Annotated in this window: 18 protein-coding genes; 8 read left to right on the forward strand and 10 right to left on the reverse strand. The window is 70.2% G+C overall.

The annotated features are described in order from the left end of the window. From QHF85_RS40550 to QHF85_RS40565, 4 genes are all read right to left on the reverse strand, one after another. Nucleotides 1-932: ABC transporter ATP-binding protein (locus tag QHF85_RS40550; RefSeq protein ID WP_281332797.1), on the reverse strand; the 932-nt coding region annotated here is incomplete at its 3' end. Further along, complete coding sequence (locus QHF85_RS40555; protein ID WP_281332798.1) at nucleotides 929-3,031, reverse strand: hypothetical protein; 2,103 nt, start codon at nucleotides 3,029-3,031, stop codon at nucleotides 929-931. The genes QHF85_RS40550 and QHF85_RS40555, both read right to left, overlap by 4 nt. Next, on the reverse strand, nucleotides 3,028-4,053 hold the full coding sequence (locus QHF85_RS40560) for an AAA family ATPase (protein WP_281332799.1): 1,026 nt from the start codon (nucleotides 4,051-4,053) through the stop codon (nucleotides 3,028-3,030). The genes QHF85_RS40555 and QHF85_RS40560 overlap by 4 nt, the downstream gene beginning before the upstream one ends. A gap of 30 nt (nucleotides 4,054-4,083) precedes the next feature. Beyond that, the gene (locus QHF85_RS40565; RefSeq protein WP_281332800.1) at nucleotides 4,084-5,937 is read right to left on the reverse strand and encodes a hypothetical protein; all 1,854 of its coding nucleotides are present in this window, start codon (nucleotides 5,935-5,937) and stop codon (nucleotides 4,084-4,086) included. Between the two features lie 121 nt (nucleotides 5,938-6,058). Here QHF85_RS40565 and QHF85_RS40570 point away from each other — a divergent pair, with 121 nt between their 5' ends. The 3 genes from QHF85_RS40570 (at nucleotide 6,059) to QHF85_RS40580 (ending at nucleotide 11,439) form a co-directional block, all read left to right on the forward strand. Next, complete coding sequence (locus QHF85_RS40570; protein ID WP_281332801.1) at nucleotides 6,059-9,511, forward strand: hypothetical protein; 3,453 nt, start codon at nucleotides 6,059-6,061, stop codon at nucleotides 9,509-9,511. A 1-nt stretch (nucleotide 9,512) separates the two neighbouring features. After that, nucleotides 9,513-9,983, forward strand: coding sequence for a hypothetical protein (locus QHF85_RS40575; protein ID WP_281332802.1), 471 nt, complete (start codon nucleotides 9,513-9,515; stop codon nucleotides 9,981-9,983). Between the two features lie 301 nt (nucleotides 9,984-10,284). Continuing rightward, on the forward strand, nucleotides 10,285-11,439 hold the full coding sequence (locus QHF85_RS40580; RefSeq protein WP_281332803.1) for a hypothetical protein: 1,155 nt from the start codon (nucleotides 10,285-10,287) through the stop codon (nucleotides 11,437-11,439). 57 nt (nucleotides 11,440-11,496) lie between these two features. On the opposite strand, the gene QHF85_RS40585 is transcribed toward QHF85_RS40580, so the two are convergent. Further along, nucleotides 11,497-12,171 (reverse strand): hypothetical protein, encoded by a 675-nt coding sequence (locus tag QHF85_RS40585; protein ID WP_281332804.1) that lies wholly within the window; start codon nucleotides 12,169-12,171, stop codon nucleotides 11,497-11,499. A 1,241-nt stretch (nucleotides 12,172-13,412) separates the two neighbouring features. Here QHF85_RS40585 and QHF85_RS40590 point away from each other — a divergent pair. From QHF85_RS40590 to QHF85_RS40610, 5 genes are all read left to right on the forward strand, one after another. Continuing rightward, nucleotides 13,413-14,705 carry a matrixin family metalloprotease gene (locus QHF85_RS40590; RefSeq protein WP_281332805.1) on the forward strand — a complete coding sequence of 431 codons (1,293 nt, stop codon included), beginning with the start codon at nucleotides 13,413-13,415 and terminating at the stop codon, nucleotides 14,703-14,705. 115 nt (nucleotides 14,706-14,820) lie between these two features. After that, complete coding sequence (locus tag QHF85_RS40595) at nucleotides 14,821-16,173, forward strand: malic enzyme-like NAD(P)-binding protein (RefSeq protein ID WP_281332806.1); 1,353 nt, start codon at nucleotides 14,821-14,823, stop codon at nucleotides 16,171-16,173. 126 nt (nucleotides 16,174-16,299) lie between these two features. Further along, a complete protein-coding gene (locus QHF85_RS40600; RefSeq protein ID WP_281332807.1) occupies nucleotides 16,300-17,601 on the forward strand; it encodes a hypothetical protein in 1,302 nt (433 codons plus the stop codon). An 85-nt stretch (nucleotides 17,602-17,686) separates the two neighbouring features. Next, the gene (locus QHF85_RS40605) at nucleotides 17,687-18,469 is read left to right on the forward strand and encodes a dienelactone hydrolase family protein (RefSeq protein WP_281332808.1); all 783 of its coding nucleotides are present in this window, start codon (nucleotides 17,687-17,689) and stop codon (nucleotides 18,467-18,469) included. Between the two features lie 183 nt (nucleotides 18,470-18,652). Further along, the gene (locus QHF85_RS40610; RefSeq protein WP_281332809.1) at nucleotides 18,653-19,972 is read left to right on the forward strand and encodes a hypothetical protein; all 1,320 of its coding nucleotides are present in this window, start codon (nucleotides 18,653-18,655) and stop codon (nucleotides 19,970-19,972) included. A 42-nt stretch (nucleotides 19,973-20,014) separates the two neighbouring features. On the opposite strand, the gene QHF85_RS40615 is transcribed toward QHF85_RS40610, so the two are convergent. From QHF85_RS40615 to QHF85_RS40635, 5 genes are all read right to left on the reverse strand, one after another. Further along, nucleotides 20,015-20,443, reverse strand: a complete 429-nt coding sequence (locus QHF85_RS40615; RefSeq protein ID WP_281332810.1) for a hypothetical protein — start codon at nucleotides 20,441-20,443, stop codon at nucleotides 20,015-20,017. A gap of 110 nt (nucleotides 20,444-20,553) precedes the next feature. Continuing rightward, nucleotides 20,554-21,054: a hypothetical protein gene (locus QHF85_RS40620; protein WP_281332811.1), complete on the reverse strand. Its 501-nt coding sequence runs from the start codon at nucleotides 21,052-21,054 to the stop codon at nucleotides 20,554-20,556. 10 nt (nucleotides 21,055-21,064) lie between these two features. Beyond that, nucleotides 21,065-22,690 carry a hypothetical protein gene (locus tag QHF85_RS40625; RefSeq protein ID WP_281332812.1) on the reverse strand — a complete coding sequence of 542 codons (1,626 nt, stop codon included), beginning with the start codon at nucleotides 22,688-22,690 and terminating at the stop codon, nucleotides 21,065-21,067. Continuing rightward, nucleotides 22,690-23,337, reverse strand: coding sequence for a hypothetical protein (locus QHF85_RS40630; RefSeq protein WP_281332813.1), 648 nt, complete (start codon nucleotides 23,335-23,337; stop codon nucleotides 22,690-22,692). Before QHF85_RS40630 ends, QHF85_RS40625 begins: the two co-directional genes overlap by 1 nt. Next, nucleotides 23,334-24,149, reverse strand: a complete 816-nt coding sequence (locus QHF85_RS40635; RefSeq protein WP_281332814.1) for a metal-dependent hydrolase — start codon at nucleotides 24,147-24,149, stop codon at nucleotides 23,334-23,336. The genes QHF85_RS40630 and QHF85_RS40635 overlap by 4 nt, the downstream gene beginning before the upstream one ends. Nucleotides 24,150-24,279: the final 130 nt, after the last annotated feature.

The following is a 24,279-nucleotide window of genomic DNA, read 5'->3' on the forward strand; positions in this document are numbered from 1 at the left end:
CCCGGGGGCGCGACGAGCGGGACACCGGCGGGCGGCATGGGCACGGGCGCAGCGGCGGCAGCGTCGGGAGCCGCGGCTTGCGCGCCTTGCGCGGGCACGAGCGCGCGCACGCCCGGCGGCACGTACCGGGCCGGCGGCGCGTGGCCGTGGGCCTCGGCCGCGCGGATCGCTTCGAGGCGCGCCGAGATCTCGTGGATCGGCCCTGCGACGACGAGGCGCCCGCGTTCGAGGATGCCGATCGAGGTGCAGACGTCGCTGAGCTCCGTGAGGATGTGCGACGAGAGGAAGATCGTCTTGCCGAGGCCACGCAGCTCCAGCAAAAGATCGCGGATCTCGATGCGGGCGCGCGGATCGAGATCACTCGCCGGCTCGTCGAGGATGAGCACCTTCGGGTCGTGCAGGAGGATGCGCGCGAGCTGAAGCCGTTGCTTCATGCCCTTCGACATCTCGGCGACGAGCCGATCTTGCAGCTTGCCGAGATCCGTCAGCTCGAGGACCGCGTCGACCACGCTGATCGAGGGCACGCGGAACGAGTCCGCGAAGAACTCGAGGTACTCGCGCACCGTGATGCGATCGTAGACGCCCGCGTGATCGGGCATGTAGCCGATCACCTTGCGCACGGCCTCGGGGTCGAGCGTGACGTCGATGCCGTCGATCTCCACGCGGCCGGCCATCGGCTCGAGCAGCGTGGCCATCACGCGGATCGTCGTGGTCTTTCCAGCGCCGTTCGGCCCGATGAAGCCGAAGATCTCGCCCGCGCCGACGTCGAAGGTCACGTCGCGCAGGACGTCGCGGTTCGCGAAGCGGTGCCAGAGGTGGCGCACGCGGATGGTCGGCGGTGCGGGGACGACGAGGGACGGCGGATCGATCGCCGTCGCGGGGGATCGCTCCCAGGTCTCCGGCGTCGCCGGCGTTGCGACGGGCTCGCTCACGGCCGACCTCCGTATCCGACGATCCGCACGAGCAGCCGATCCCGTTCGAGCTTGAGGCCTGCGTCCGAGGTCTTGCCCTCGCCGCCGTCGAGCTGACCGAGGAGCACCGGCACGTCCTCGGGGAACCAGTCCACGAGCCCGCCCGCGCTCTGCTCGACGGCGAGCCACGCCTCGGAGAGGTCGGGCGCGTCGGGCTCGAGGAGCGGGCGCAAGTAGTTCGCGCTGAGCGGATGAAGATCGAGCGTCCCGGCGCGCCGCGTGCCGCCGATCTGCCGGACCCAGGTCATCCCCTGGGGCGACGTCTTCACGTCCTTGCCCGCGCTCGCGAGCACCCGCTCACCGTCCTTGATCATCGAGAAATACCGCGGCTCCAGGCCCGGCAAGACGAGCACGGCGGCCCGCAGATCGTGCCCGCTCCGGTTCATCACGGCCGTGTCCTTCTCGCCCTCGTGCACGATCGAGATCCCCTCGCCGACGTCGGCGAACCCGTCCTCGCGAACGACCACGGTTTGCCACGGCAGGATCGCGAGATCGACGAGGCGCGCGCCGTCGCGATCGACGAGCATGTGATCGTCGATCGTCGCGGGCGCGGCCACGACCGCGGTGGTGACGACGCTCGAACCGTCGCTCGTGCGAACGGTGAGGTCCTTCGATCGCGGCGTGAAGAAGCCACGCCATCGACGCGCCGTGCCCTTCGTCATGCCCGCGCCCGCCTCGACGAGCGTGAGGTGACGCGACCTGCCCGAGAGGCCCTTCGCGACGAGGCCGATCATCACGACGGCGAGGAACGCGATCGCCGAGAGGATCGGCAGCCAGATGAGCGCGCGCAGGGGTTTGCCCTTGTTCGCGTGCATCGTGAAGTTCACGGGCGCGGCGAGGACCGCGTAGACGATGAGCAGGAGCGCGGCGATCGCGATCGCCCAGCGCGAGCTCTCGTTCGGATCGAGCTCCTGCCGCACGCGATCGAGGTCCACGGTGCCGGGCGAGCCGCCCTGCCGGTAGACGATGGAGCTCTTCCGGTCGAAGGCTCTGCGCGCGAGATCGAGCACGCGCGCGTTGGCCCAGGGATCATCCACCGCGGGCTTGCGCGTGGGATCGAAGGCGAGCAGGTGAAACTCGCCGAGCCCGTACGTCGCGGAGGCGCCATAGCGGCTGCCGTGCAGGTTGCCCCCGGAGAAACCCGCGAGTGTCTTGCCGACGTCCTCGGTCGCCGACTCGGCGAAGGGGATCGACTTCGTGGCGTTCGAGGGCGCCGAAGGCAACACGAGCTCCCGGAGCGTCTCGGAGTGCGGCGACGTCTGCGTGATCTCGCCGCCCGCGAACGCGGCGAGGATGGGGCTCCGTAGATCCTCGGGGCGCGCGAGCGCGACGGCGAGCGTGCCGCCGGCGAGGACGTAGCCGCTCAGCGCTTCGAGCTCGGCCGCGCCAATCTTCACGAGCGCATCCGAGCGCAGGAGCACGGCCGACGCGGGCGCGTAGAGCGCGGCGCGATCGGGCAGGATCGGATCCCCCGTCGCCGGATCGAAGCGCGGCGCGCCCACCTTGAGCTGCGGCCCCGTGCCGTACGCGCCGTAGCCGCCCCACGGCGAGAAGAGCGGCGTGATCGAGGCGTCGTGCAGCGCGCCTTTCAGCAGCGAGGTCTCGCTGACGTCGAGCAGGAAGACCTCCTGCATGTTCGTCACGGCCGTCGTCTGCGTGCCGAGCACCGTGCCCGCGTCGTCCCGCGCGACGACCACCGTCTCGCCGTACACGCTCCCGTGCGTCGGCAGCCGCACGACCACGGACGTGCCCGCGCCGACGACGAAGGGCGCCGTCGCGCGGAAGCGCATCTGATCCGAGTGCAGCCGGCTCAGGACCTCGACCTCGCCCCGCAGCGGCTTCGCCTCGTTGTTCTGCACCCGCACGAGGAACCCGCTCCAGCCCGCGGGCGTCGGCGACGTCGAGCCGAGCAGCGGCGCGACCTCGAACTTCACGTTCACGCGCCCCGGCGGCGGCACCTCCGCGATGGACGTGGCGGCGATCGTCGGCGCCGGCTCGGCGTGCGTCGCGAGCGGCGCGAGCGCGAGGATCGGGACCAGGGAGAGCGCGCGGAGCCTCATCGACGGATCGCCTGCTCCACGTTCTCCGGGCGGGCGGGCACGCTCTCGACGAGCGCGTCGACCACTTGATCGGTCGTGATCCCGTCGGCCTCGCCCTCGAACGATCGGATCAGGCGGTGGCGCAGGACGGGCTTGGCGACGCGCTGCACGTCGCCGAACGAGACGTGCGCGCGGCCTTCGAGCACGCTCACGGCCTTGGCCGCGAGCACGAGCGACTGCGCGCCGCGCACGCCCGCGCCGTAGCGGATCGCGCGCCGCACGAGATCGGGCGCGCCTTGCGTCGCCGGATCACTCGCGCGGACGAGGCGCGAGGCGAAGCGCATGATCGGCTCGGCCACGGCGACGTCGCGGCACGCCGAGCGGATCGCGAGCACCTCGTCGCGATCGAGCACGCGCGGCGGCGCGTCCTTCGGTTGCCCCGTGGTGCGCGCGAGGATCTCGGTCATCTCGTCCTCGGTCGGGCTCGGCACGATCACTTTGAGCAGAAACCGATCGAGCTGCGCTTCGGGCAGCGGGTACGTCCCTTCCATCTCGATCGGGTTCTCCGTGGCGAGCACGAAAAACGGCTCTTCCATCGCGTGCCGGACGCCGCCGATCGTGCACCCGTGCTCCTGCATCGCTTCGAGCAGCGAGCTCTGCGTCTTCGGCGTCGCGCGGTTGATCTCGTCCGCGAGCACGACCTGCCCGAAGATCGGGCCCTTGTGCAGCGCGAAGTGCCTCGACCCGTCGGCCGAGGTCACGAGGATGTTCGTGCCCGTCACGTCGCTCGGCATGAGGTCGGGCGTGAACTGGATGCGCGAGAACTTCAGGTCGAGGCAGCTCGCGATCGTCCGCACGAGCAGCGTCTTGCCGAGCCCGGGCGCGCCTTCGAGCAGCACGTGCCCGCCGGCCACGAGGCCCCAGAGCGCCTGCTCCACGACCTCGCCCTGGCCCACGATCACCTGCCCGATCGCGTCCTTGAGGCGCGCGCTCGCCTCGCGGGCCCGATCGAGCCTCTTTTGAAAGTCGCCCGTCGTCGTCATGCAAAGGCGCAGCGTACTCGCGCCCGGGCGCTATTTGGGCTGGAAATAGCGCCCGACCTGCTCGCGGTACTCCTCGGGCACGTCGCTCCGCTCGATCGCCCCGAGCTCCCCCGCCGCCGCCTGCCCGAGCGCGCCCGTTCCCTGGATGTTCGCCGTGTCACCCGCGCGCCCCGAAGTCCGTCCCATGACGAGCCCCGGCATCGGCTTGCCCTTGTTGATCGGGCCGCTCGCGCGGGACTTGACGCCCGGCCCGTCGACCACGCCGGTCTGGCCTTTGTGGTCGCCCGGCCCGCCGCCCTCGCTGTGGCCGGCGTACGGCTGCCCCTCGTCCTTGCCGCCGGAGCCGGGGGTCCCGTTGTTCCCGCCGGGCTTCTCACCGGCCTTGTTCCCTGGCTTGTTCCCCTGCCCGGGCACGGGCACCGGCATCGGCGCGCCGCCGAGCTGCCCCTCGGCCTCGCCGGCGCCCTTCTGCGCCTCCTCCAGCCGCTTCTGCCGCTCGCCTTCCTCGCTGCCCTCACCCTCGGGCTCGGGCTCGGCCATCTTCTTGAGCTCCTCGGCGAGCCGCTTCTGGCCCTCCTCGGATTCGAGCTCCTCGGCGAGCTCTTGCATCTGCTCCTTGCTCGGCCCCTCGCCCGGCGCTTCCTCGCCGTTCATCTCGGCGGCGCGCTTCTTCATGTTCTCGGCGAGCCGCTTGCGCTCCTCGGGCGTGAGCTTGCCGAGCGCCTCTTCGAGCTTCTCCGCGAGCTTCTGCTGCTCCTTGCTGCCGCCCTTGCCGCTGTCGAGATCCTTCAGGGCTTCCTTGGCGTCCTCGGACAGACCTTCGCCGAGCGCCTTGCCGAGCTCCTTCAGCTTCTCGTTCTTCTTGGCCATCTCTTCGAGGCGCTTCTTCTGCTCCTCGAGCGCCTTGGCCACGTCCGGCGCGTTCTGCTTGCGCGCGGCCTCGGCGGCCTCTTCGAGCGTCTTCTTCGCGCGCTCGCGGTCCTCTTTTTCGAGCTTGTTCGCGAGGTTCTCCATCGCGTCGTCGAACGAGACGAGATCCCGGTCCCCGAGCGCCTTGGCCGCGTCCTTGAGGTCGGGGTTCTCCGCGAGCTTGCCGAGCGCGCTCTCCAGGCCCTGACGCTGCTCGCCGTCGCCGAGCGAGAGGCGCTCGGCCGTGATCGCGTCCTTGAGCTTGCCGATCTCGGCCTGCGCCTCGCGCTTCTCCATGCCGTCCCGGAGCTTTTCGCGCAGCTTCTTCGCGTCCTCGGCGAGCTTGTCGAGCCGCTTCCTCTGGGCGTCGTCGCGCGCGTTCGTGTTCGCGAGGTCGATGATCTTGTCGAGCCCCTTGATGTCCGCGAGCTTGACCTGCTCGGCGCCGGGCGGCGGCAGAGGAGGCGGCGGGAGCGCGGGCAGCGGCAGCAGAGACACGTAGCCGATCGCCGCGAGCCCGAGCGGGATCGCGAGGTGGTAGGCCCGAACGAACCGCGGGCGCGCGTCCTTGGGGTTCGCCTTTTCGAGCACCGTCGTCGCCTGCGAGAGCACGACCGCGCGCGCCGGATCGTCCCGCTCGTCTTCACGGTCGAGCTCGATCGCCGTCGAGATCGACTCCTTGCCGCCGAGCCGCCCGTCCAGGTACAGCGCGACCTCCTCGTCGCGCCAGCGCTTGCGCCGCGCCACGATCGCGCCCGCCACCGCGCCGAGCGCGCCGCCCGCGGCCATCCACGGCCGCAGCGCGCCGTGCCGCGTCTGCCACGCCGCCGCGGCCGCGCCCGCACCGAGCACGAGCCCGATCGCCGCGCCCGAGAGCATCCGTTCGAGCGCGAGGCGCCGCCGCACCCGACCGGAGAAGCTCCGGAACGCGTCGCGGAAGGGGCGATCCGTGGGGGAAGACGGGCGCTTGCTCATGGCAGCTTACTTTCTACCTTTTGCAGGGCCCGGGCGCCACGGCCGGCTTTTCGTCCCTGGCCGAGCAAGGCGCAGCCCGTGGTAGGCTTCGCGCGCTCGCCCCGCGGCGCGCTCGACTTCCATGGAGACGACCCTCGGCTTTCCCCCTCCTCCGGATGCCCACGTCGAGCACGGCGTGGCGCTCATCGGCCCGAGCGAGTTCGAAGGCGGCGCGCTCGCCGCAGGCCGCCCCTTCCTGGAGGCGCTGCCCTTCGGCGGGCGCGCCGAGATGCTCGCGGCGCTCGTCGACTTCGCGAGCGCCCGCGGCCCGGCGCGCGTCGCCGTGCTCCCCGGGCGCACGGGCACGGGCAAGACGAGCCTGCTCTCCGCGCTCGCCGACGCCCTCGCCGCGCAGCGCATCGGCACGATGCTCCGGTTCGCGACCGACGTCGCCGTCGCGAGCTCGCCCCCGACCACGCGCCTGCCGCCTGGTCCGTGTCTGATCGTGATCGACGACGCGGCCCGCAAGGCGGCGCCCGCGACGCTCCTGGCGATGGCGCTCGAACGGCGGGACGTGCGCTTCGTGATGACGACGCGCCCCGCGGGCCTGCCACGCCTCTCGGCGCTCTTCGCGCAGGTCGGCCTCTCGTCGGACGCGGTGCGCGTGCTGCCCGAGCTCGGCGCGCTCTCGCCGAGCGAGGCGGAGGCGGCCGCGCGGCACGTGCTCGGCGACGAGGCGGACACGCACGCCGCGCGCCTCGCCGAGCTCGCCGAGGGGCATCCGTTCGTGATCGCGCTTGCCGGCCGCCTCATGCGCGAAGGTGCGATCCACCCGGTCGCGCTCGGCAAAGGCGAGCTCGCGTCTTGCGCGCTCGATCGTGGCCACGAGCTCTTGCTGCTCCGCTCGGCGGCCGCGGGGGACCCGAAGCTCCTCGCCGGCGTCCTCGCGCTCGTCGCGCTCCTCGCGCCGGTGCGCACCTCGGACGAGCGCTTCCTCCAGGGCGCGGGTGATCTGCTCGGCTGTCGCCGTCGTGATCTCGTGTCGGCGCTCCGCGCGCTCGAGGCCGCGGGCGTCGTCGATCGCGGCCCGCACGGCGCGCGCGTCGTCCCGGGCGCCCTCTCCGACCACGCGCTCCACCGCGCGCTCATGGGCCCCCTTTCCACGGGTGGGCTCACGGGCTCGCTCGACGATCGCGTGCGCGCGCTGGAAGAGCGCTTCGGCGCCCACGCCGTCGTCCCGCTCCTGCGCAACGCCGGCGAGATCGACGGCCCCTCCACGCCGGAGGGCGCGGCCAGCGAGATCGTCGCCGCCCTCTTCCGCCACGTCCGCGGCACCGTCGAGGCGGCCTCGGCGGCGGATCGATGCCGCCTGCTCGCCGGCCTGCGCGAGCTCTCCTCGGATCACCCCGCCGCGATGCTCGACCTCGCCGCGGCGATCCTCCGTTCTCCTGCGCTCACCGAGGCCGCGCGGGGGCCGGGCGCCCTCTTCTCCGCCGCGTCCGCCCTCTACGAGCTGCCCGCGATCCTGCGCCGCGTGGGCTTGCACCTCGCGCACCTGCCCCGCGCCGCGGACCTGCTCTGGCAGCTCGGCCGCGACGATCTCCGCCTCCAGAGCCCGCACCCCGACCACCCCATGCGCGTCCTCCGCGAGCTCGCGTCTCGCGCGTCCGGGCGCCCTGTGGGCATCCACGAGGCCCTGCTCGACGCCGTCGATCGCTGGCTCGTCGCGGACGACGCGCACGAGCACAAGCACTCGCCGCTCGACGTGATCGACACCTTCCTCTCCGAGGGCGCCGCCTTCGCCGGCCCCTCCGACGAGCGCCGCCGCGCCTTGCGCAGACAGGCCCTCGCCGCGCTCGCCGGCTGCGCGCAATCGCCGAAGCGACGCGCGGCCCTCTCGGGCGTCAGCGGCCTCGAGCGCGTCCTCTCCGACGGCTCTGGCGGTCCGCTCGACGATCGGATGGAGCCTGGGTGGCGCGACGAGGAGCGGCTCGACATCCTCGCGATGCTCGGCACCGCCGCGAAGACCTCCACCGACCCGCTCGTTCATTTCGCCGTCGCCGACGCGCTCCGACGCGCCGCGAGGCGCGCGAGCTCCTCCGAGGTCCGCGCCGCGGCCGAGGTGGCCCTCGACGCGGTCCCGACCTCGGCCGAGCGAAGGCTCTACGAGGCGCTCACGCAACGCTCGCCCGCGCAGCGCGGCATGTTCGACCTCCCGGCCAGCGAGATCCCGGGCTCGGGCGAGGTCGATCGGGGCGGCGTCGAGCGACGCTCGGCCGACGCGTGTCGCGCGGTCGTCGACGAGATGCTCGCCGAGGGCCGCCCGCCTGAGCAGACGGCCGAGTGGCTCGGCGCGGCGCTCGAGGCCCTCGCGCTCGCGGGCAAGTCCGGCTCGCCGCGGCTCCTCCTGCACGTCCTCTCCCGCATGCACCCGGCGGCGGCGGCGGCGATCTGCGACGCCGTCATGGGCGCGCCCGAGAGCCCGCTCGGCCCGCACGTCGCCTCCTTGCTCCATGCGCTCCGCGAGGCCGCGCCCGAGCGCGCCGAGTCCCTCGTCGGCACCATCGTCGCGGGCGGCAACGCCACGCTCTGCGCCTCGCTCGCGCAGGTCTTCCATCGCTGGGTCGAAAAACCCCTGCCTGGGGATCGCGAGGCGCTTCGGCACCTCCTCGGTCATCGCGACGGCTTCGTGCGCCGGGCGGCGCTCGGGGCGCTCCGCACGCTGGCCAAGTCTTCTCCGCGCGACGCGGTCGAGCTCGCGGTCGGCGTGGATCTCTCCGAGGGCCCCGAGGTCGCCGAGGCCCTCTTCGGCGCCCTCGACGCGGGTGGCCTCTTCTTCGAAGCCGCGCTCTCCGAGGAGGAGATCATCCTCTTTCTCACGCGCCTCGGCGCGGCCCGAAGCCTCGACGGCCACTCCACGATGCGGTTCTTGCACCATGCGGGCAAGCGCATGCCCGAGGAGATCACGGGCCTCTTCATCGAGCGCATCGCGCGCGCCGCGTCGGGCATCGTCGCCGGGGCCGAGGAGTACGAGCCGCTCCCGCCGGAGGGCCTCTCCTCGATCCTCGCGGGCCTCGCGCGCTCACCGGAGTGGCTCTCGCTCCTGCGCCGCGTCCGGCACCTCGCGCGTGCTCGCATGGGCTGGGTCCGCTTCCACGCCGCGCGCCTCTTCCACGACGCTTCGCATGCCTTTGCTTTGCCGACGATCGAGGTCCTCTCCGAGTGGGTGCAGGACGGCGGCGAGAGCGAGCTCGAAGCGATCTCGGCGCTCCTCGAAGAGGCGCCGCCGAGCTTCCTCTTCGCGCACCTCGAGCTCGTCGCGACGCTCCTCCGGCGGGCGCATGGGGCGGGCGAGGGCTCCTTCGAGCGTGTCCGCAGCGCGCTCTTTTCGGTGGTGACGGGCCAGGCGCGGCCTCGATCGGGCGGACGGACGGATCGCAGCGAGACGCTCCTTCGCTCCCAGGCGCGGGAGGCCGCGTCCCGATTGCCCCCGAAATCCCCCGAGCAAAAGTTCTTCGAATCGGTCGCCAAGCACGCGGAGGCGCTCCTCGCCGAGCAGGACGCGGGCCAGGACGACGAGCTCTTCGATCTCTGACATGCGATTCCTCCCCGTTTTCCTGGCTGCCCTCGTCCTCCCCTCGATCGCCTGGGCCGAAGACCCCCCCGCGCCGCAGCCAGCGCCTCCCGCGCCCCCGCCGGCGCCCTTCTGGACGGGCCCGCGCATGGCGGCGTCGATCGTCATGGCCACGGGCGTGGGCGCGATCGTGGCCGGCGCGGTGTATGCGGCGCGCTCGGACGAGGCGAACGCGGCGACGAAACCGCATTGCCTCACGTCGGATCCGGACAAATGCGACGCGGAGGGATATGCGCTCCGCGACAAATCGACGGTCGACGGCCGGGTCGCGACCACGGCGCTCGGCGTCGGCGCGGCGGGGGTTTTTCTCGGATTGGTGCTCGCGTGGGTCAATCCCGAGGTGCACCCGAGCAGCCCGACGCCGGCGAAGGTCTCCATCGCGCCCCTCCTCGGAGCGGAGCAGCGCGGAATCGTCGTGTTAGGTCGGTTCTAATCGAAGAACACGAGGCGCCATCGCTGCTCGGGCGGGCGTCCGGGGTGGGCTCGGCCCAGCCCACGACGCGCCTGTCCGCCCGGCCTCCCTCCGGCCCAGGTTGGCGCAACCATTGGAGATTCCGGCAACGCCCCATTCGCCCCGCCGAACCGCTCGATCGCCGCGATTCCGCGACGGGCCCCGACGAAAAGCTGCTGTGATTTCGCGGTGGTGCGGAGTTTGCCAGGGGCACGGCGCACCACGCCCCGTGTCCGGCGAGAGGCCCGGACTGCAGGGCAAAATTCGGAGCGCATCGATTCCCATGCAAATTCGCAATCGCGTTCTTCTCGCCAGTCTTCTCCTCACGTCGCTCGTGGCCTTCGGCTGCACGGAGACCAACAATGGCGGCGCCGGCGGTTCCGGTGGCTCTGGTGGCTCTGGTGGCTCCGGTGGCGTCGGCGGCTCCGGTGGTTCCGGTGGCGCGGGCGGCTCCGGTGGTTCCGGTGGCGCGGGTGGCGGTGGCCCGGCTTGCGCCGATTTCAATGGCACCTACGTCGTGACGGAGCAGGCCCCGTGCGCCATGGGGGGGCTGCTCAAGAGCGCATGCGTCGCACAAACCGACTGCACACTCACCGTCTCCACCAACATGGGCGTGATGACCGGCACCGTGGACGGGGACATCGCGACCTTCTCGGGAGAGCTCTCCCACCTCATCAAGAACTTTCCCTACGAATGCACCGCCAAGCTCGAGAACGGCAGCCTGGCGCTGGATTGCACCATCCCCACGAACGGTAGCACCTGCGCCATGGCGCTCCCCGAGCAGGCCCTGCCGGCCGGCGCCACGAGCGCCTGCTGCGACCTCGTGGGACAGAGCTGCGGCGCCGGCAGCGAATGCACGCTGGTCGACCCCGCGGGGGAAAAGAAGACCTACTTCTCGGTATGCGAGGCCGTGGGCGGCGCCGTCGCCGAGGGCAATGCGTGCAGCCGGACCGCCTTCGGCGAAGACAACTGCGCGCCGGGCCTGCTCTGCACCGACGACGCCAAGGCGCCGAACAACTTCGCCTGCCGGGCGTACTGCGCCAAGCGGACCGATTGCGACGCGAACGAGTTGTGCCTTGCTTACTGGACCGGCTCGCCCCTGGCCGGCGTCTGCATCCCGACGTGTACGCCCTTCACCAATGACTGCGAGGCGGGCTCGACCTGTCGCGACCGCAACTCCCTCACGAACGACGGAATCGTGGACATCTCCGGCAACGGGGGCTTCGCGTGTGGCCACGCCGGCCCCGTGGCCGTCGGTGACATCTGCCTGTGGGACGCCGATTGCGGCGTGAATGCCCGGTGCGGCGTCGATTACTCGATGAACGACGGCAACAAGCGCTGCGTCGCGTATTGCGACAACGCGCACCCTTGCTCCGGTGGGAAGTCGTGCTCGCCGTACTTCATCCCCAACTACGAGGACTACGGCGTGTGCCAGTAGGAAAGGCCGGGAGGCTTTTGCTCCGGCAAAAGCCTCCCGGTGTCGGGGTGGGGGACTTCAGCCGCTTTCCGCGGCGACCTCGGGCTCGGCCGTATCCTCGGCGCCTTCCGCGGCGGCTGCGCGGAAGAACGATTCGACCCAGGACTTCGGGTATTTGTTCGCCACGGCGATCTTGAGTAGCTCGGCGTAGGTCGTGGTGCGCAGGGCGTTGATGCCCTCCTTCCACTCATCGGTCTCGTTGGCGACGACCTGCCGGTTCCCCTTGGCTTTCGCGCGCGCGTCGAGGGCGCTGAGCGCGGTGTTCACGGACGCATCGAGCTCGGGCGCGAACACCTTGAGCCCGTGGCCTGGTTCGAGCTTCCCGATCTCGGGCAGGATCACATCGCGGGTCTTCTCGCATTGCACGCGCAGCCCCTTGCGGACGAACTGCCCCGGCGTCGCTCCCCCGAAGAGCTTCCCGAGCAGCGGGGAAGCGAAGGCGCGCGTGGCCGCGGCGAAGCGCGTGGTCAGCGCGTCGAGCCGCTCGTTCCGCACGGCGACCACGGCCTCGGCGCGCGTCACGCCCCGCCGGCCTTCGCGCTCTTTTTTGAAGAGCGGCTCCCAATCGAGGATCGCGTCATGGAAGGGGGCGACGAGGTGGGAGGCCTCGGGGTCGGCGGAGAGGGCGGCCTCGCTGTATTCGAGCTCGTCGAGGAACGTGATCAAGCCGTGCGACAGGGGGATTTTGCGCATGAGATACCTCCAGATGGGGTGAGGGGGAGAGCGATAAGCATGGGCCGGATGGCCCGCCAGGTGGGGAGTGGGCGGGAGCACGAGTTCGACGGGCTGGGGCTGGGAGGCTCCCCGGCCCGGTCCGGGCGGCGGCGCTCCGGCTTTTGCCCTATGCATCCAGGGTGGGCGAAGGTCAGAAGACCCGCAGGGTGCGGCTCACGCGGCTCCGGATCGACCGATTCCGCATTCTCCCGTTCGCGTCAGTGCTCGCCTGGCGCAGTCGGGCACGTCCTCCGACTGTGGCCTGGTTCGCCGCACATGGAGCACGTGTACGTGCCACCTGAGCCGGCTGGGCGGCCGCCTTTATTCGGACTACGGCGTGGGGCGGCTCTTCCAATCGGCGCGAGTTTGAGCCCGCGTTCCACTTCACCGGCTTTGATGCTCGCCTGCACGGCAGCGACATGTGCCTCGAGGCCTCGAATGTCCCCAGCCTGCTCTGCTTGTGCCAGCGCCTCGACGACGACAGAGCGCGAAACGCAGAGACGGGTGGCGAGCACGTCGAGATGGTCGACGGCCTCCGGTGCGATCGAAAGGTTCACGATGCGACGAGCCATGACCAGCAAGCCCACCTGAAGCATGAAGTGGCCCCAGCGGTGTTGACGCACCCCACGGCCGTGGTCGGAACCCCGACCGACGAGGTCCAACATAACGACGGTACAACACGTCCGCCTCTGGTGTGAAGCGTTAGCCACCTGGCGGAGAGCTCGGCGACGCGCTCACCCTGCCTAGCTCCGGCCCCTGAACCCTCAACATCCGCCCTCACCCACCCCCGCGCGCGCCCCGCGCACGCCCGGATCACCCGTATCCCTTCGCCCGCGCGCCGTGCCACGAGTTTCCGCGCCCCGATCCACCCCCGCGCACGCCGTGACCTCTCCTGGGTGACGCCTCGCCCCACCGCCCCCACGCCCGTCCCTCGGCCAAATCGGGCTCACCTGGCTGCTTCACGACGCGTGCGGACCTGGGTGACGCCCAGCCACCATCTTTTTCACGACGCCGACGGCGCGCGTTGGCGGTTCCCACCTCCAAGCCTGGAGGCTGGAACCACCACCCCTCGACGTACCCGCCCCCCCCCGAGCCCCAAGCTCCAAAGCCGGAAACACGATTCCTTCCGACAACTTACACTCAAATTCGTCGCGCCCCACCGAGGTGGCACACCCGTTGCGATGAGGGTCCGCGTCCCTCGCATACGGAGAGTGAATCCCATGGCCTCGACGAACCTTCTCGACTCCCGCTTCGCGCTTCTCGCCGCCAACATCGCCATCGTCGCCGCATCGACCCTCGTGGGATGCGCGGCCGACGACGTTTCGACGCTCGGCGACGCGTCCGCCCTCGATTCCGAGAGCGCGGCGGGCCTCGGCCTCGGCGCGCGGGGCACGGAGGTGCGCGAGGTGTACGAGTATCTGCGCCGCTATGGGTATTTCCAGAACGAGGAGCTCGCCGCGCATTACGCCGACTGGACGCCCGCCGTCTCGCGCGAGCCGGCCGACCCCGAGCTCTTCGACGAGGCGCTCGAAGAGGGCGTGCGGCTCTACCAGGCCCAGCAGGGCCTGCCCGTGACCGGCGTCGTCGACGCCGAGACGCAGCGAATCATGAAGATGCCGCGCTGCAGCCACCCCGATTATTACGATCCGCCGAGCGTCGTGCCGACGCTGGAGATCGAGAACCCCTACACGCATTTCGGCAGCACCTGGTCCTCGACGGCCCTGACCTATCGATTCGCGAATTACACCTCGGACTTCGCCCAGGCCTCGGTCCGCTCCGCGATCGAGAGCGCGCTGTTCTCGTGGAGGTCCTCGTCGTCCTTCAGCTTCTCCGAGGTGAGCTCGGGCGAGAACATCTCGTTCGGGTTCTACACGGGCAGCCATGGCTGCTCCGACGCCTTCGACGGCTCGTCCGGCGTCCTCGCCCACGCCTATTCGCCGGGCGGCGGCCTCGGGGGCGACGTGCATTTCGACGACGCCGAGGGCTGGTCGTCGGCGTACCTCGAGACCGTCGCCCTGCACGAGGTCGGACACGCGCTCGGCCTCGGCCATTCGGCCGTCTCCAGCGCGACCATGTACGCGTATTACACCGGCAACGACACCCAGCTCGCGGACGACGATCGCGCGGGCATCTGGTCCCGTTACGCCGCGTATGCGTCGCCCTCGGGCTGCGGCTCGCTCAGCTCCGGCCAGGGGCTCGGGGCGGAGCAATCGGTCTGGTCATGCGACGGCCGGTTCCAGCTCAAGTACCAGGGTGACGGCAACCTCGTGCTCTACCAGGGCGGCAATCCGCTCTGGGCCTCGGGCACGAACGGCGACGGCGGGGACCGGGTGATCATGCAGGAGGATGGAAACCTCGTCATCTACAAGTCCGACGGCCATCCCGTGTGGGCCTCGGGCACGGCCGGGACGTCGAATCGTTATGCCAACCTCGCCGTGCAGAATGACGGGAACGTCGTAATCTACCGCTCCGGCGGCGGTGTGGCCTGGGCCAGCAATACCTGCTGCCACTGAGGCCCTGCCCACGCCGCTCCGCCCGCCCGCCCCCGGGCCGCGGCGCCCCACCCGCCTGCTCTTCCTCGTCCCTCGTCCCCCACCCCGTCCTTCTCGTGGTATGGTCCGCGCCCCCATGAGGAAGACCAGCCTCGACACCGTACTTCGCGTCAAATGCAAACACCGTGTGGGCCAGCTTGCCGCCCTCGCGACGGCCGTGGCCGAGCAGGGTGGTTTGCTCGGTGACATCACCACCTTGCGCAGCATGGAGGGCGATACGCTGCGCGAGGTGACGGTCGAAACGCTGGACGAAGTTCAGCGCGACCGCGTCATCGAGGCCGTGCGGGCCGTCGACGGCGTCGAGCTGCTCGACACGATCGACCGCGTCTTCGACCTGCACAAGGGCGGCAAGCTCCACATGTCGAGCCGGATCGAGCTCCGGCATCAGCGCGATTTGCGTTACATCTACACGCCCGGCGTGGCCCGCGTTGCGCGGGCGATCGAACGCGAGCCCGAGCGCGCGCGGCACCTCACGGGGATCGGCAACTCGGTCGGTATCTTCACGAACGGCACGCGCGTGCTCGGCCTCGGCCATGTCGGGCCGCTCGCCTCGCTGCCGGTCATGGAAGGAAAAGCCGTCCTTTATGACAAGTTCGTCGGGATCAGCGCCTCGCCGATCCTCGTCGACACGCTCGATCCGCGGGAGTTCGTGGACACGGTCCTGCGCCTCTCGCTCACGTTCGGCGGCATTCACCTCGAAGACATCCGCATCCCGGATTGTTACAAGATCGAGGAAGAGCTCATCGAGCGCCTCGACAAACCCGTCATGCACGACGACCAGCACGGCACGGCCACGGTCGCGCTCGCCGCGGTGCTCAATGCGTGCAAGATGACGGGCGTGTCCCTGGAGAAGGCGCGCGTCGGGCAGATCGGCCTCGGCGCGGCGGGCAGCGCGATCGCGCGTCTCATGATGGCGCACGGGGCGCGCGACGTGCTCGTGACGGACCGGTCCGAGGAGGCCATGAACTGGCTGAAGGGCATGGGCGCGCACCCGGTCGATCTGCCCACGCTCATGCGCGAGGCCGATATCGTGATCGCGGCGACGGGCAAGCCCGGCCTCATCAATCCGAAATGGATCCGGCCCGGGCAGGTCATCTTCCCGCTGTCGAACCCGGACCCGGAGATCGAGCCGATCGACGCGCTCGCGGCGGGCGCGGCCTTCTGCAGCGACGGGCGCAGCATCAACAATGCGCTCGCGTTCCCGGGCCTCTTCCGCGGCGCGCTCGCCGTGGAGAGCCGCGCGATCACGCCGGAGATGCGCATCGCCGCGGCGCGCGCGATCGCGTCCTGTGCCGAGAAGGGCGAGGTCGTCCCCTCGCCGCTCCTGCCGCACGTGCACGAGGCCGTCTGTGAGGCCGTCGTCGAGGCCGCCCGCGCACAGGGCCTCGAAGGCACCGCGCGCCTCACGCCCCGCCGCGCCTCGTCGTAACGATTCCCTCCCCTCCCCCCGCTCCCTCCGCAAAATTCACTTTTCGGCGCGCCCGAGCGTTCGGCTCCACGCGGCATCGCATGCCTCTTGCCTCCTTGCGCCATCGAGGCACTCGGAGGGCAAACGATGCGCGCGCGACCGTGGGGAATCCTCAACCTGGCGGCGAGCCTCGCGGTGCTCCCGCCCTGCCCCACCGACGTTTCCGGCTTTCGTGATTGGCACGAGCGCACGACGCGCGCCCTCTTCGCCAGCGATCTCGAGAACGAAATGCTCCTCGAGACCGGCGCGACGCTGCGGCGCTGCAAACCCGAGCTCGACGCGATCCCCGCGGCGCAGAAATGCATGAGCCACTTCTCGAGCTTCGTCGAGGCGGTGACGCGCAGCAAGCTGATGAGCGGCCACAAGCTCGGCGCTTCGATGCCGGACGAGGAATACTTCTCCGAAATGCCGTATCCCGAGATGCTGGAGCTACCGGAGGAGCTGAAGGACCAGGCGCTTCTCCGGTGGCTCGACGAAAACGACGCCGCATCGCTCACGAGCGCGTTGCAATACATCGACGGGATCAACGCGACGATCACGGATCCACGGCGCCAATGGATCGCCTTCCTTTACGAGTCGACGCACCTCCCCACCCCCGACGGCACGCGCGCGCTCGGTCGATTCTTCGTCTACGTCCCGCGCGACGACTTCGACCAGTACATCCAGTTCGGGCTCCAGCAAGATCCCGAAGGCGAGCTGCCGAGCGGCGTCTCGGTCGTGGCCGTCCAGAAAACGGAGGCGGGCACGGGCGAGACGCTGCGAACGCCACGCGCGAGATTGAAGGATTTCTGGCGGAAGCGTGACGGCCAAAGGATCGAGATCGGCACGCGATTCGAGGAGACCGGCCTCGTCGAGAACTGCTACACCTGCCACAAGCAGGCCACCCTGCCGATCACCCCCGATCCCCTCGCATTCGACGAGGCTCGCTTCGGCGAGAAGCTCCGCCTCGTGAACGCGCGAATGGCGAGCCATGGCGCCATCGACCTCGACGGATTCACGCGCTCGGCCTACGGGCCGTCGATCGGCCCCCGGACCTCGCCGCTGCGAACGCCGGAGTTCCTCGCCGCTTGCTCCGCCGGGCTCGTGGAACCGGAGCGGCTCGCGCGGCTCGGAGAGGCCATGCAATGCGCCCGTTGCCACGATGGAACGCAGCGCGGGGAGCTCAATTATCCGAGCGGAAAGCAGCTCCAGCCCCAGGGCGGGACGCTCGTGAGCTGGTATGTCGTGAATCATCAGAAGATGCCGCTCGGCGTGACCGACCTCTCGGCGTCCGAGCGTCGAGCCCTCGTGGAGTGCCTGAATGCCGAGTACTATGAGGGTTTCGGCGACCGACCCGGGATCCTCGAAGCGTGGATGCTGGACGAGGACTGCTGGCGCGCCAGCCAGTGATCCGCCCGCGAGAGCCGCCCCACGAGCGCCGCGAGCACCTTACACGAACGTGCCGGCCGAGCGCGACCCGTGGTAGGGTCCGGCCATGCGCCCGGCGGCCTTCGCGTTCGTCTTTGCCCTCCTCGCGGCGGGCCCGCGTCCGGCGTCTGCCGAGGCGTCCGCCGAGGCCCCCGCGGCGGAGGTCGATACGCGCCGCTGGTGCGCGCCCGAGCTCAAGGCGCTCGCGAACGAGGTCTGCGTGTTCGTCCCCGAGAAGCCCGCTTCCGGGCCGCGGACGCTCATCATCCACCTCCACGGCGTCATTCAGCCCGATACGCTCGATCAATGGAAGTCGCAGCGCAACGCGGCGCGGGTGGGCGCGACGTACGGCCATACCGTGATCATGCCGCGCGGCCGCCGCGGGATCGGGCCGAAGACGATGGAGAGCTGGTGGGCCTGGCCGACGGGCATGGACGCGCGCCGGATCCACGAGGACGCGCTCGTCGCCGAATGGACGGCCGCGCGCAATGCGCTGGAGCAAGCCGCGGGCAAACCTTTCGAGCGCGTCTACGTCTTCGGATTCTCGAACGGCGCGTATTACGCGACCTCGCTGGCGATGCGCGGCCGGCTCGACGTCGCGGGATATGCGCTCTTCGCGGGCGGCTCGGGCGCGCCGTACCACGAGACGGAGGCCAAGGGGAACAAGAAACGCGCGCCGATCGTGGTCGCGTGGGGCGCGGGGGATCCCACGCACGACAAGCAGCAGGCGCTCGCGAAGATGCTCACGCGAATGCGCTGGCCGCACCTCGAGCTCGGGCGTCCCCGCGCCGGCCACGCGATGACGGACGAGCAGGTCGAGAAGGCGCTCGCTTTCCTCGGCAAGCACTGACGTTCGATTTTACGAAACGCGCCCGGCCGGTGTCTCTGGCCGCATGCGTAGACCGATCCTCGCGATTCCTCTCTCGTTGGGCGCATCGCGGCCGTCGTGCAGGATTCGGTGGACAAGGAGGCGACCATTCCGCGCGTCACGGGCGAGGTGCCCCCGCGCCGGAGGATGTGCTAGCCTCGACGCGTGGCGAAGGAACGGGGGCGCGAGCTTGGGGCGATCGCGGTCGCGCTGTTCGCGCACGTGCTTTTCCTCGCCGTCGCCCCGCGCGGCCCGGCGCCGGGGGCCGAGGCGCTCTCGCTCCGCGTCGAACCTCCGGCGGATACGACGGTCGATATCGAGGAGGAAGGTGCGCCCGGCACGGTGACACGCGCGCCGGCTCCCGCGCCCGAGCCTGCGCCCACGCCCGAATCGGCCCGCGCGGCCGTGCGTGCACCTGCACCCGCACCTGCGCCCGCGCCCGCTCCCGAATCCGCGCCCGAACCCGAATCCGCGCCCGAACCCGCTCCGGCCCCCGCTCCCGCGCCCGCTCCCGAATCCGCCTCCGCGCCCGCTCCCGAATCCGCGCCCGCGCCCGCCCCCGCCGCGCCGAGCCCTCCCGTCGACGAATACGGCGGCGCGCCCGCGCCGGCCCCTGTCGTCGGCGTGCTTCCCGGTCTGGGCTCGCCGGTCTGGGCCGTCCCGGGCGTCGTGCCCGACGCGCCCGCGGCCCGACCCGCGCCCACCACCATCGAGGCGCCGCGCCCCGTCGATTCCAATGCCGCGAGCCGCGTCCTCACGGGCACCCTCCACAACAAGGACAAATCCACCGGCATCGACGTCCCCGCGGCCGGCGTCGTCGCCTCCACCGTCGCCTCCGCCGTCCGCGCCTCGGCGGTGAAGGACGCGCGCGCCACGTTCGAGGTCAAGCTCGACGCACAAGGCAAGGTCGAAGGCGTCCGCCTCGTCAGCACCACGGACGCGAATGCGAATCACTGGACCGGCGTCGTGGAGGCCGTGAAGAGCGGCCTCTCCGCGCGATCCTTGCAAATGGGCCCGGACAAACAGGGCGTCACGATCGTCGTCAAGATCGAGTCGAAGGTCCAGTATCCGGCGGGCAGCCAGGTGAAGGGCGAGATCAAGCCCCTCTGCGCGAACGAGGTCATCGAGCAGCTCGCGCAGGCGATCCAGGACGGGATGTCACAGGGCGGCGGCGGCGGCTACACGCGCGGCGTGCGCGACGATCAGGGCCGGTTCATCCCGTACAGCGACCTCGACGAGGAGCGCAAGCGGCTCTTCTGCATTCCCATCGGCATCGCCGGCGGAGGCGACCTCTCGAATTTCGGCGGCGCCCACATGTACAACGTCGTGAGCTCGTCGTTCACGGTCAAACGCGCCGGCGAGCAAGCATTGCCCGCGGATACGCCGCTGCCCGTGGACCGGAGCGCCCCGTGGCTCCCTGCGGTCTCGGGCAAGGTGAAACCGCCGCCTCCGCCGAAGAAAAAGAAAAAGAAGAAAAGGACTTGAGGACCGGCTCGGGCTGACCCGCCTGCACGGCGGGGGCACGGTTTACTGCATGCACGCCGCGTACGAGTAGAACTGGTCCCAGTCGAGGGGCGCACTGCAGGAGAGGTTGTAGTAGCAGCACAGACCCGTCACGGGATCCTTCGCCCATGCCGAGATTTGAGGGCATTCGTGCTTGGTGCCTCGCGGCAGCGGGCACTCGGGTGGATTGTAGTGGCATTTTTCCCGCGAGATGGGCTCCATGGGGGACCAGCACAGGCACGCGTCACAGTAGCTGCCTCCGATACACTCGCCGCAGACGCCAGTCTCCGGATGGAGACAACACTCCGGGATCGGGAGCGTCGGGTCGAGCGTCTCCGCAGCGGGGGCCTCGATCTCCTGCGGCGGCTCGACCGTGCACGCAGCGACGAGCAAGCCCTGCGCGGCGAGGGCCAGCGGTAGCACATACGCAAAACGCGATGAAGATCGGCGCATCGTGTCCTCCTGGAAAGTGGTCACACAAGATACCATTTTCCAGGCTACGATGACGCGTCCCCTGTGGCAAGACGCTGGCGTTTGCGGCGCAGGGCGCGGCCCCGAAGCGCTTACTTCCCGGCCCTCGGATCCACGGGGATCACCACGACCTCGACGAGGCCGGGCTTCTGCCCTTTGACGTAGACCCGCGGCAGGCTCTGGACCGAATACCAGAAGTTGCCATCCGGCGCGGCGATGAAGCCGCTGATCGTGTAATTGTCGAATTTATCGAACTTCGACTGATCGGCCTGGATTTCAAACGCATAAGGCGCCGGCCCCGAGAGCTTCTTCTTGATCTTCCCGAGCTCCACGCGCTCGGTCTTGCGGATGTTGCCGCCGGAGAGCGTCAGGATGAGCTCGAAATCGGGTGCCTCGATCGGCTTTGCATTCTCCGCCATCCGGACGACGCCGGTGATCGTGCCGCCCGTCCACTCGGATTGCTCCACCGGCGCGTCATCGTCGACGGGCGGCGTGGAGGGCAGCGCTGGTGCGGGCGTCGCGGGCTCGGGCTCGGCGGCGCCGCCGCAGCCGAAAAAGGTCACGGCGGCCAAGGTGATCACGAAGCGCTTCATCCAACGTCCCTTATCGCGGCGACGAGGGCCGTTCAACCGGCGGGGCGGCTTTTCTCCTTTCAAAACCTTTCTGCGTTTCGAGCGCCTGAATCTGCGCGTCGAGCGTCTGCCTCTGCCTGCGCAGCCGCTCGATCTGCGCGAGCGAATCCACCGTGGCGAGGTCGGGCTCTTGCGCGGCGATGTCCACCATGCTGGCGACCCCGAGTGCGCTGCTCGCGCTGGCGAGCCCCTCCGCGACCGCGCCCGTCGCGCTGGGGAAGGTCGAGGCGCTGCTCTGCTCCAGCCGGATGAGGCGGCCTTTCGTGTCGAACCCGAGCGCGAGCCTGCGCTTCGCGAACGCGGCCGGATCGAAGGAGACCGTCGCCGGCGGCTCGCGTGGATCCATCACGTCGACGATCCTCGCGTCCACGATGCGGATTCCCTCGTACGACTCCCCGATCCGCCCTTCGTCCGGATCCGCGATTTTCCCTTGGGAAAGCAGCCGCAACGTGGCCGCGCGCGACGGACGGTAAAACACGCGCCCTTCCGCCTCTTCCTCGGCCTCGGCCAGCGCCGCGCCCTTCGAGGTCTTCGACGGCGCGCCTCGATCGGGGGTCAAGGCGATTGCGATGCGCGTCGCGTTCCAGAGCTCCAGCATGGCCGGGTGATTCGCGAGCTTCGCCGGCACGTCGGCCGATTTCGTGCCCTCGGGCAGCGTGGCCTCCTCGGGGATCTCAGCGACGTCGAAGACGCGCACGACGTCCCGTGTGATCGACTCCGGCGCGAACCGTTGCTCCGCCGCGAACGCCTGGAGCCGGGCTTCGAATGCGGACGCGCCCTCCTTGCGTTCGTCGAGGGCCACGCGGAGCGAGGCGTCGAGCAAGGCGCGCTTCGATTCGAGCGCGGCGAGCTCCTTCGCATCCGCGGCGCCGATCCGATCGTCGAGCTCCTTCCTCGTCTTCCTGCGCTCGCTCGTGATCGCGTCGAGCTCGTGTCCCCGCAGGAAGAGCTTGCGCCCCTCCGCGTTCGCCGCGAGGAAATACAAGGTCTGCATGGGCAAACCTTCGAGGTCCTCGCAGGGGAATTTCGCCGCCGCGGGATCGGCGCGGAGCTTGCCACAGACGAATGTCCGCGCGGCCTCGGTCCCGCGGTCCGCGAGCCCGACGAGGAAGCCAGCAATGGTGGCCGCCGCTTCCAGCGTATCGGCGACGACCTGCCCCTCGCGCCCCACGCTCTCCATGTTGATCGACTTCAGCAAGCCATTGCCATACGTCTCGACGGCGAGCGTATCGTCGGATGTGCGGCCCGGTTCGAGGTGGAGCGCATAAAACTCGCGCGTGTCCGGCACGTGCAGGACCGTGACCGTCGCCGCGCTCTCCTCGACGTCGAACGGCAGGCTCTTCACCTTGAACTCGTGGAGCCCCGCGTCGTTTTTCTCGTACGACACACTCCGCCGCGACGTGAGCGTGGTCCGGACGCTGACCTCGACCAGCGTCTTCGGCAGGTGATACCGGATGCCCTCGGGCGCGGCGTCCCCGTACGCATGCGGGCCGCTGCCGATCATGCGCGTGCCCCCGCAGCCGGAGAGCGGCAGCGCCGCGAGCGCCGCACCGAGGACGAAGAGCCGCGCCGCACGTTTCGATGCATCGATTCGCATCAAAGAATCACCATCGCCCCGAGCGTTTGCCGCATGTCCCGCAGGTCCTGCGCATACCCCGGCGGCGCCGTCACGAGCCATTCCTCGACGAGCCCAAGAAAACGCGCGCGAATCCCGTCCACCACCCTCGGATCGGGCGTGTCGACGACCGCGCGCACCGTCTCGGCGTCGAACTCGCGCCAGCGCTGCCGTCCTTCCGGCGAATGCCAGCGCGGCTTGCCCTCGAACCCGACGACGAGGCGCGCCCCGAGCCCCGCGAGCCGCGAGAGGAGCGGGCCCGTCCCCGTATCGCAGCACATGAAATGCAACGCGCGGTTCTCCGCCCAGAGACGCAGCTCGTCCTCGGGGAAATCGTCGGCGAGGAGCAGGCCTTTCGGCGAATTCGTGTCGAGGACGCGGCTCGGCTCGCCGTGCGAGGTCACGAGGATCGCCGCATACGATCGCGCCTCTTCCTCCGCGGCGCGCAGGGCGGCGAGGACGGTGCCACGCTCGGTGAGCGTGCGGCCGAAGCGCACGACGCGGCCGCCGAAGCCCGCATACAGCGAATCCCGCATCCGCTGGATCTCGACCGTGTCCTCGTCGTAGGCGCTGTCGATCGCGAGGACGCGGCGCTCGATCCGCGGGGCGGATTCGACGGGCAACGTCATGCCATGCCCTTCGCTTCGAGCCATTGCCGCGCGAGGTCGTCGATCTCCGCTTCGAGCGGATGAAAATCGCGCTTGAGATAGGACTTGATGCCCCGCAAAAAGACGCGCTGGCCGATCGGATGCTCGCGGAGCTTGCGAAGCTCGGCCCGGAGATCGACGTCCCCGCGGCGGCGATCCTGCTCGAGGAGCACGAGCGTCCCGGCGATCCAGAACGCCGCCAGCGTGGAGGCGGCGAGGGCCATGCCGGCGACGCGCAGGGCGTAGCTCGGCGCGACGGTCCCGAGCACGTCGAAGGCGACGGCGCGGTGCTCGATCTCCTCGGCGGCGTGCCAGAAGAGCAGGTCGCGTAGCGCCGGGTGCGCCCGATCGAGGAACCGCTCGCGGAGCGCATTCTCGGCCATGATGGCGGTGAAATGCTCGGCCGCGGCGGTGACGGCGAGGCGGAAGGCCGGCGGGAACGCGGGTTCGAGGACGCCGTACGCGATCTTCTCGTAGACGCGCAAAAACGGCTTGATGTCGTAGCCCTGCTCCTCGAGCCGCTCGAAGAAACGCTCGTGCGTCCGGGCGTGGCGGCCCTCCTGGGCGAAGAAGCCCTTCACCTGGGCGCGGAGCGCCGGGTCTTCGAGTTTGTCGAGGTAATGGTGGACGCTGCGCACGAAGAAACGCTCGCCCGCCGGGAACAGCAGATTGACGCCGTTCGCGATATGCGTGGCGAGCGCGTTGCCCCCGAACCAGTGGCGCGGGACCGTCTCGTCGAAGTCGAGCCCGGGATCACGAGGCTTGATGGCGGGACGTTCGTGCGAGGTCTGCATGGCCGACTCCTGGGTCGATTCGAGGGTACCCTCACGTCGCTACCCGGTCAACGCGATGCTCCGGGGAATCGCGGCAAGCCGGATGCTCCGAGGAACAGGCTTTCGCCGCGCGTGATCCGGCCATTTTCAT

The organism is Polyangium sp. 6x1 (assembly GCF_029946515.1).
Lineage (GTDB): Bacteria > Myxococcota_A > Polyangia > Polyangiales > Polyangiaceae > Polyangium.

Excerpts from the sequence above, each read along its gene's own strand:
- QHF85_RS40555 (WP_281332798.1), bottom strand. The coding sequence starts at position 3,031 with ATGAGGCTCCGCGCGCTCTCCCTGGTCCCGATCCTCGCGCTCGCGCCG.
- QHF85_RS40560 (WP_281332799.1), bottom strand. The coding sequence starts at position 4,053 with ATGACGACGACGGGCGACTTTCAAAAGAGGCTCGATCGGGCCCGCGAG.
- QHF85_RS40565 (WP_281332800.1), bottom strand. The coding sequence starts at position 5,937 with ATGAGCAAGCGCCCGTCTTCCCCCACGGATCGCCCCTTCCGCGACGCG.
- QHF85_RS40570 (WP_281332801.1), top strand. The coding sequence starts at position 6,059 with ATGGAGACGACCCTCGGCTTTCCCCCTCCTCCGGATGCCCACGTCGAG.
- QHF85_RS40575 (WP_281332802.1), top strand. The coding sequence starts at position 9,513 with ATGCGATTCCTCCCCGTTTTCCTGGCTGCCCTCGTCCTCCCCTCGATC.
- QHF85_RS40580 (WP_281332803.1), top strand. The coding sequence starts at position 10,285 with ATGCAAATTCGCAATCGCGTTCTTCTCGCCAGTCTTCTCCTCACGTCG.
- QHF85_RS40585 (WP_281332804.1), bottom strand. The coding sequence starts at position 12,171 with ATGCGCAAAATCCCCCTGTCGCACGGCTTGATCACGTTCCTCGACGAG.
- QHF85_RS40590 (WP_281332805.1), top strand. The coding sequence starts at position 13,413 with ATGGCCTCGACGAACCTTCTCGACTCCCGCTTCGCGCTTCTCGCCGCC.
- QHF85_RS40595 (WP_281332806.1), top strand. The coding sequence starts at position 14,821 with ATGAGGAAGACCAGCCTCGACACCGTACTTCGCGTCAAATGCAAACAC.
- QHF85_RS40600 (WP_281332807.1), top strand. The coding sequence starts at position 16,300 with ATGCGCGCGCGACCGTGGGGAATCCTCAACCTGGCGGCGAGCCTCGCG.
- QHF85_RS40605 (WP_281332808.1), top strand. The coding sequence starts at position 17,687 with ATGCGCCCGGCGGCCTTCGCGTTCGTCTTTGCCCTCCTCGCGGCGGGC.
- QHF85_RS40615 (WP_281332810.1), bottom strand. The coding sequence starts at position 20,443 with ATGCGCCGATCTTCATCGCGTTTTGCGTATGTGCTACCGCTGGCCCTC.
- QHF85_RS40620 (WP_281332811.1), bottom strand. The coding sequence starts at position 21,054 with ATGAAGCGCTTCGTGATCACCTTGGCCGCCGTGACCTTTTTCGGCTGC.
- QHF85_RS40625 (WP_281332812.1), bottom strand. The coding sequence starts at position 22,690 with ATGCGAATCGATGCATCGAAACGTGCGGCGCGGCTCTTCGTCCTCGGT.
- QHF85_RS40630 (WP_281332813.1), bottom strand. The coding sequence starts at position 23,337 with ATGACGTTGCCCGTCGAATCCGCCCCGCGGATCGAGCGCCGCGTCCTC.
- QHF85_RS40635 (WP_281332814.1), bottom strand. The coding sequence starts at position 24,149 with ATGCAGACCTCGCACGAACGTCCCGCCATCAAGCCTCGTGATCCCGGG.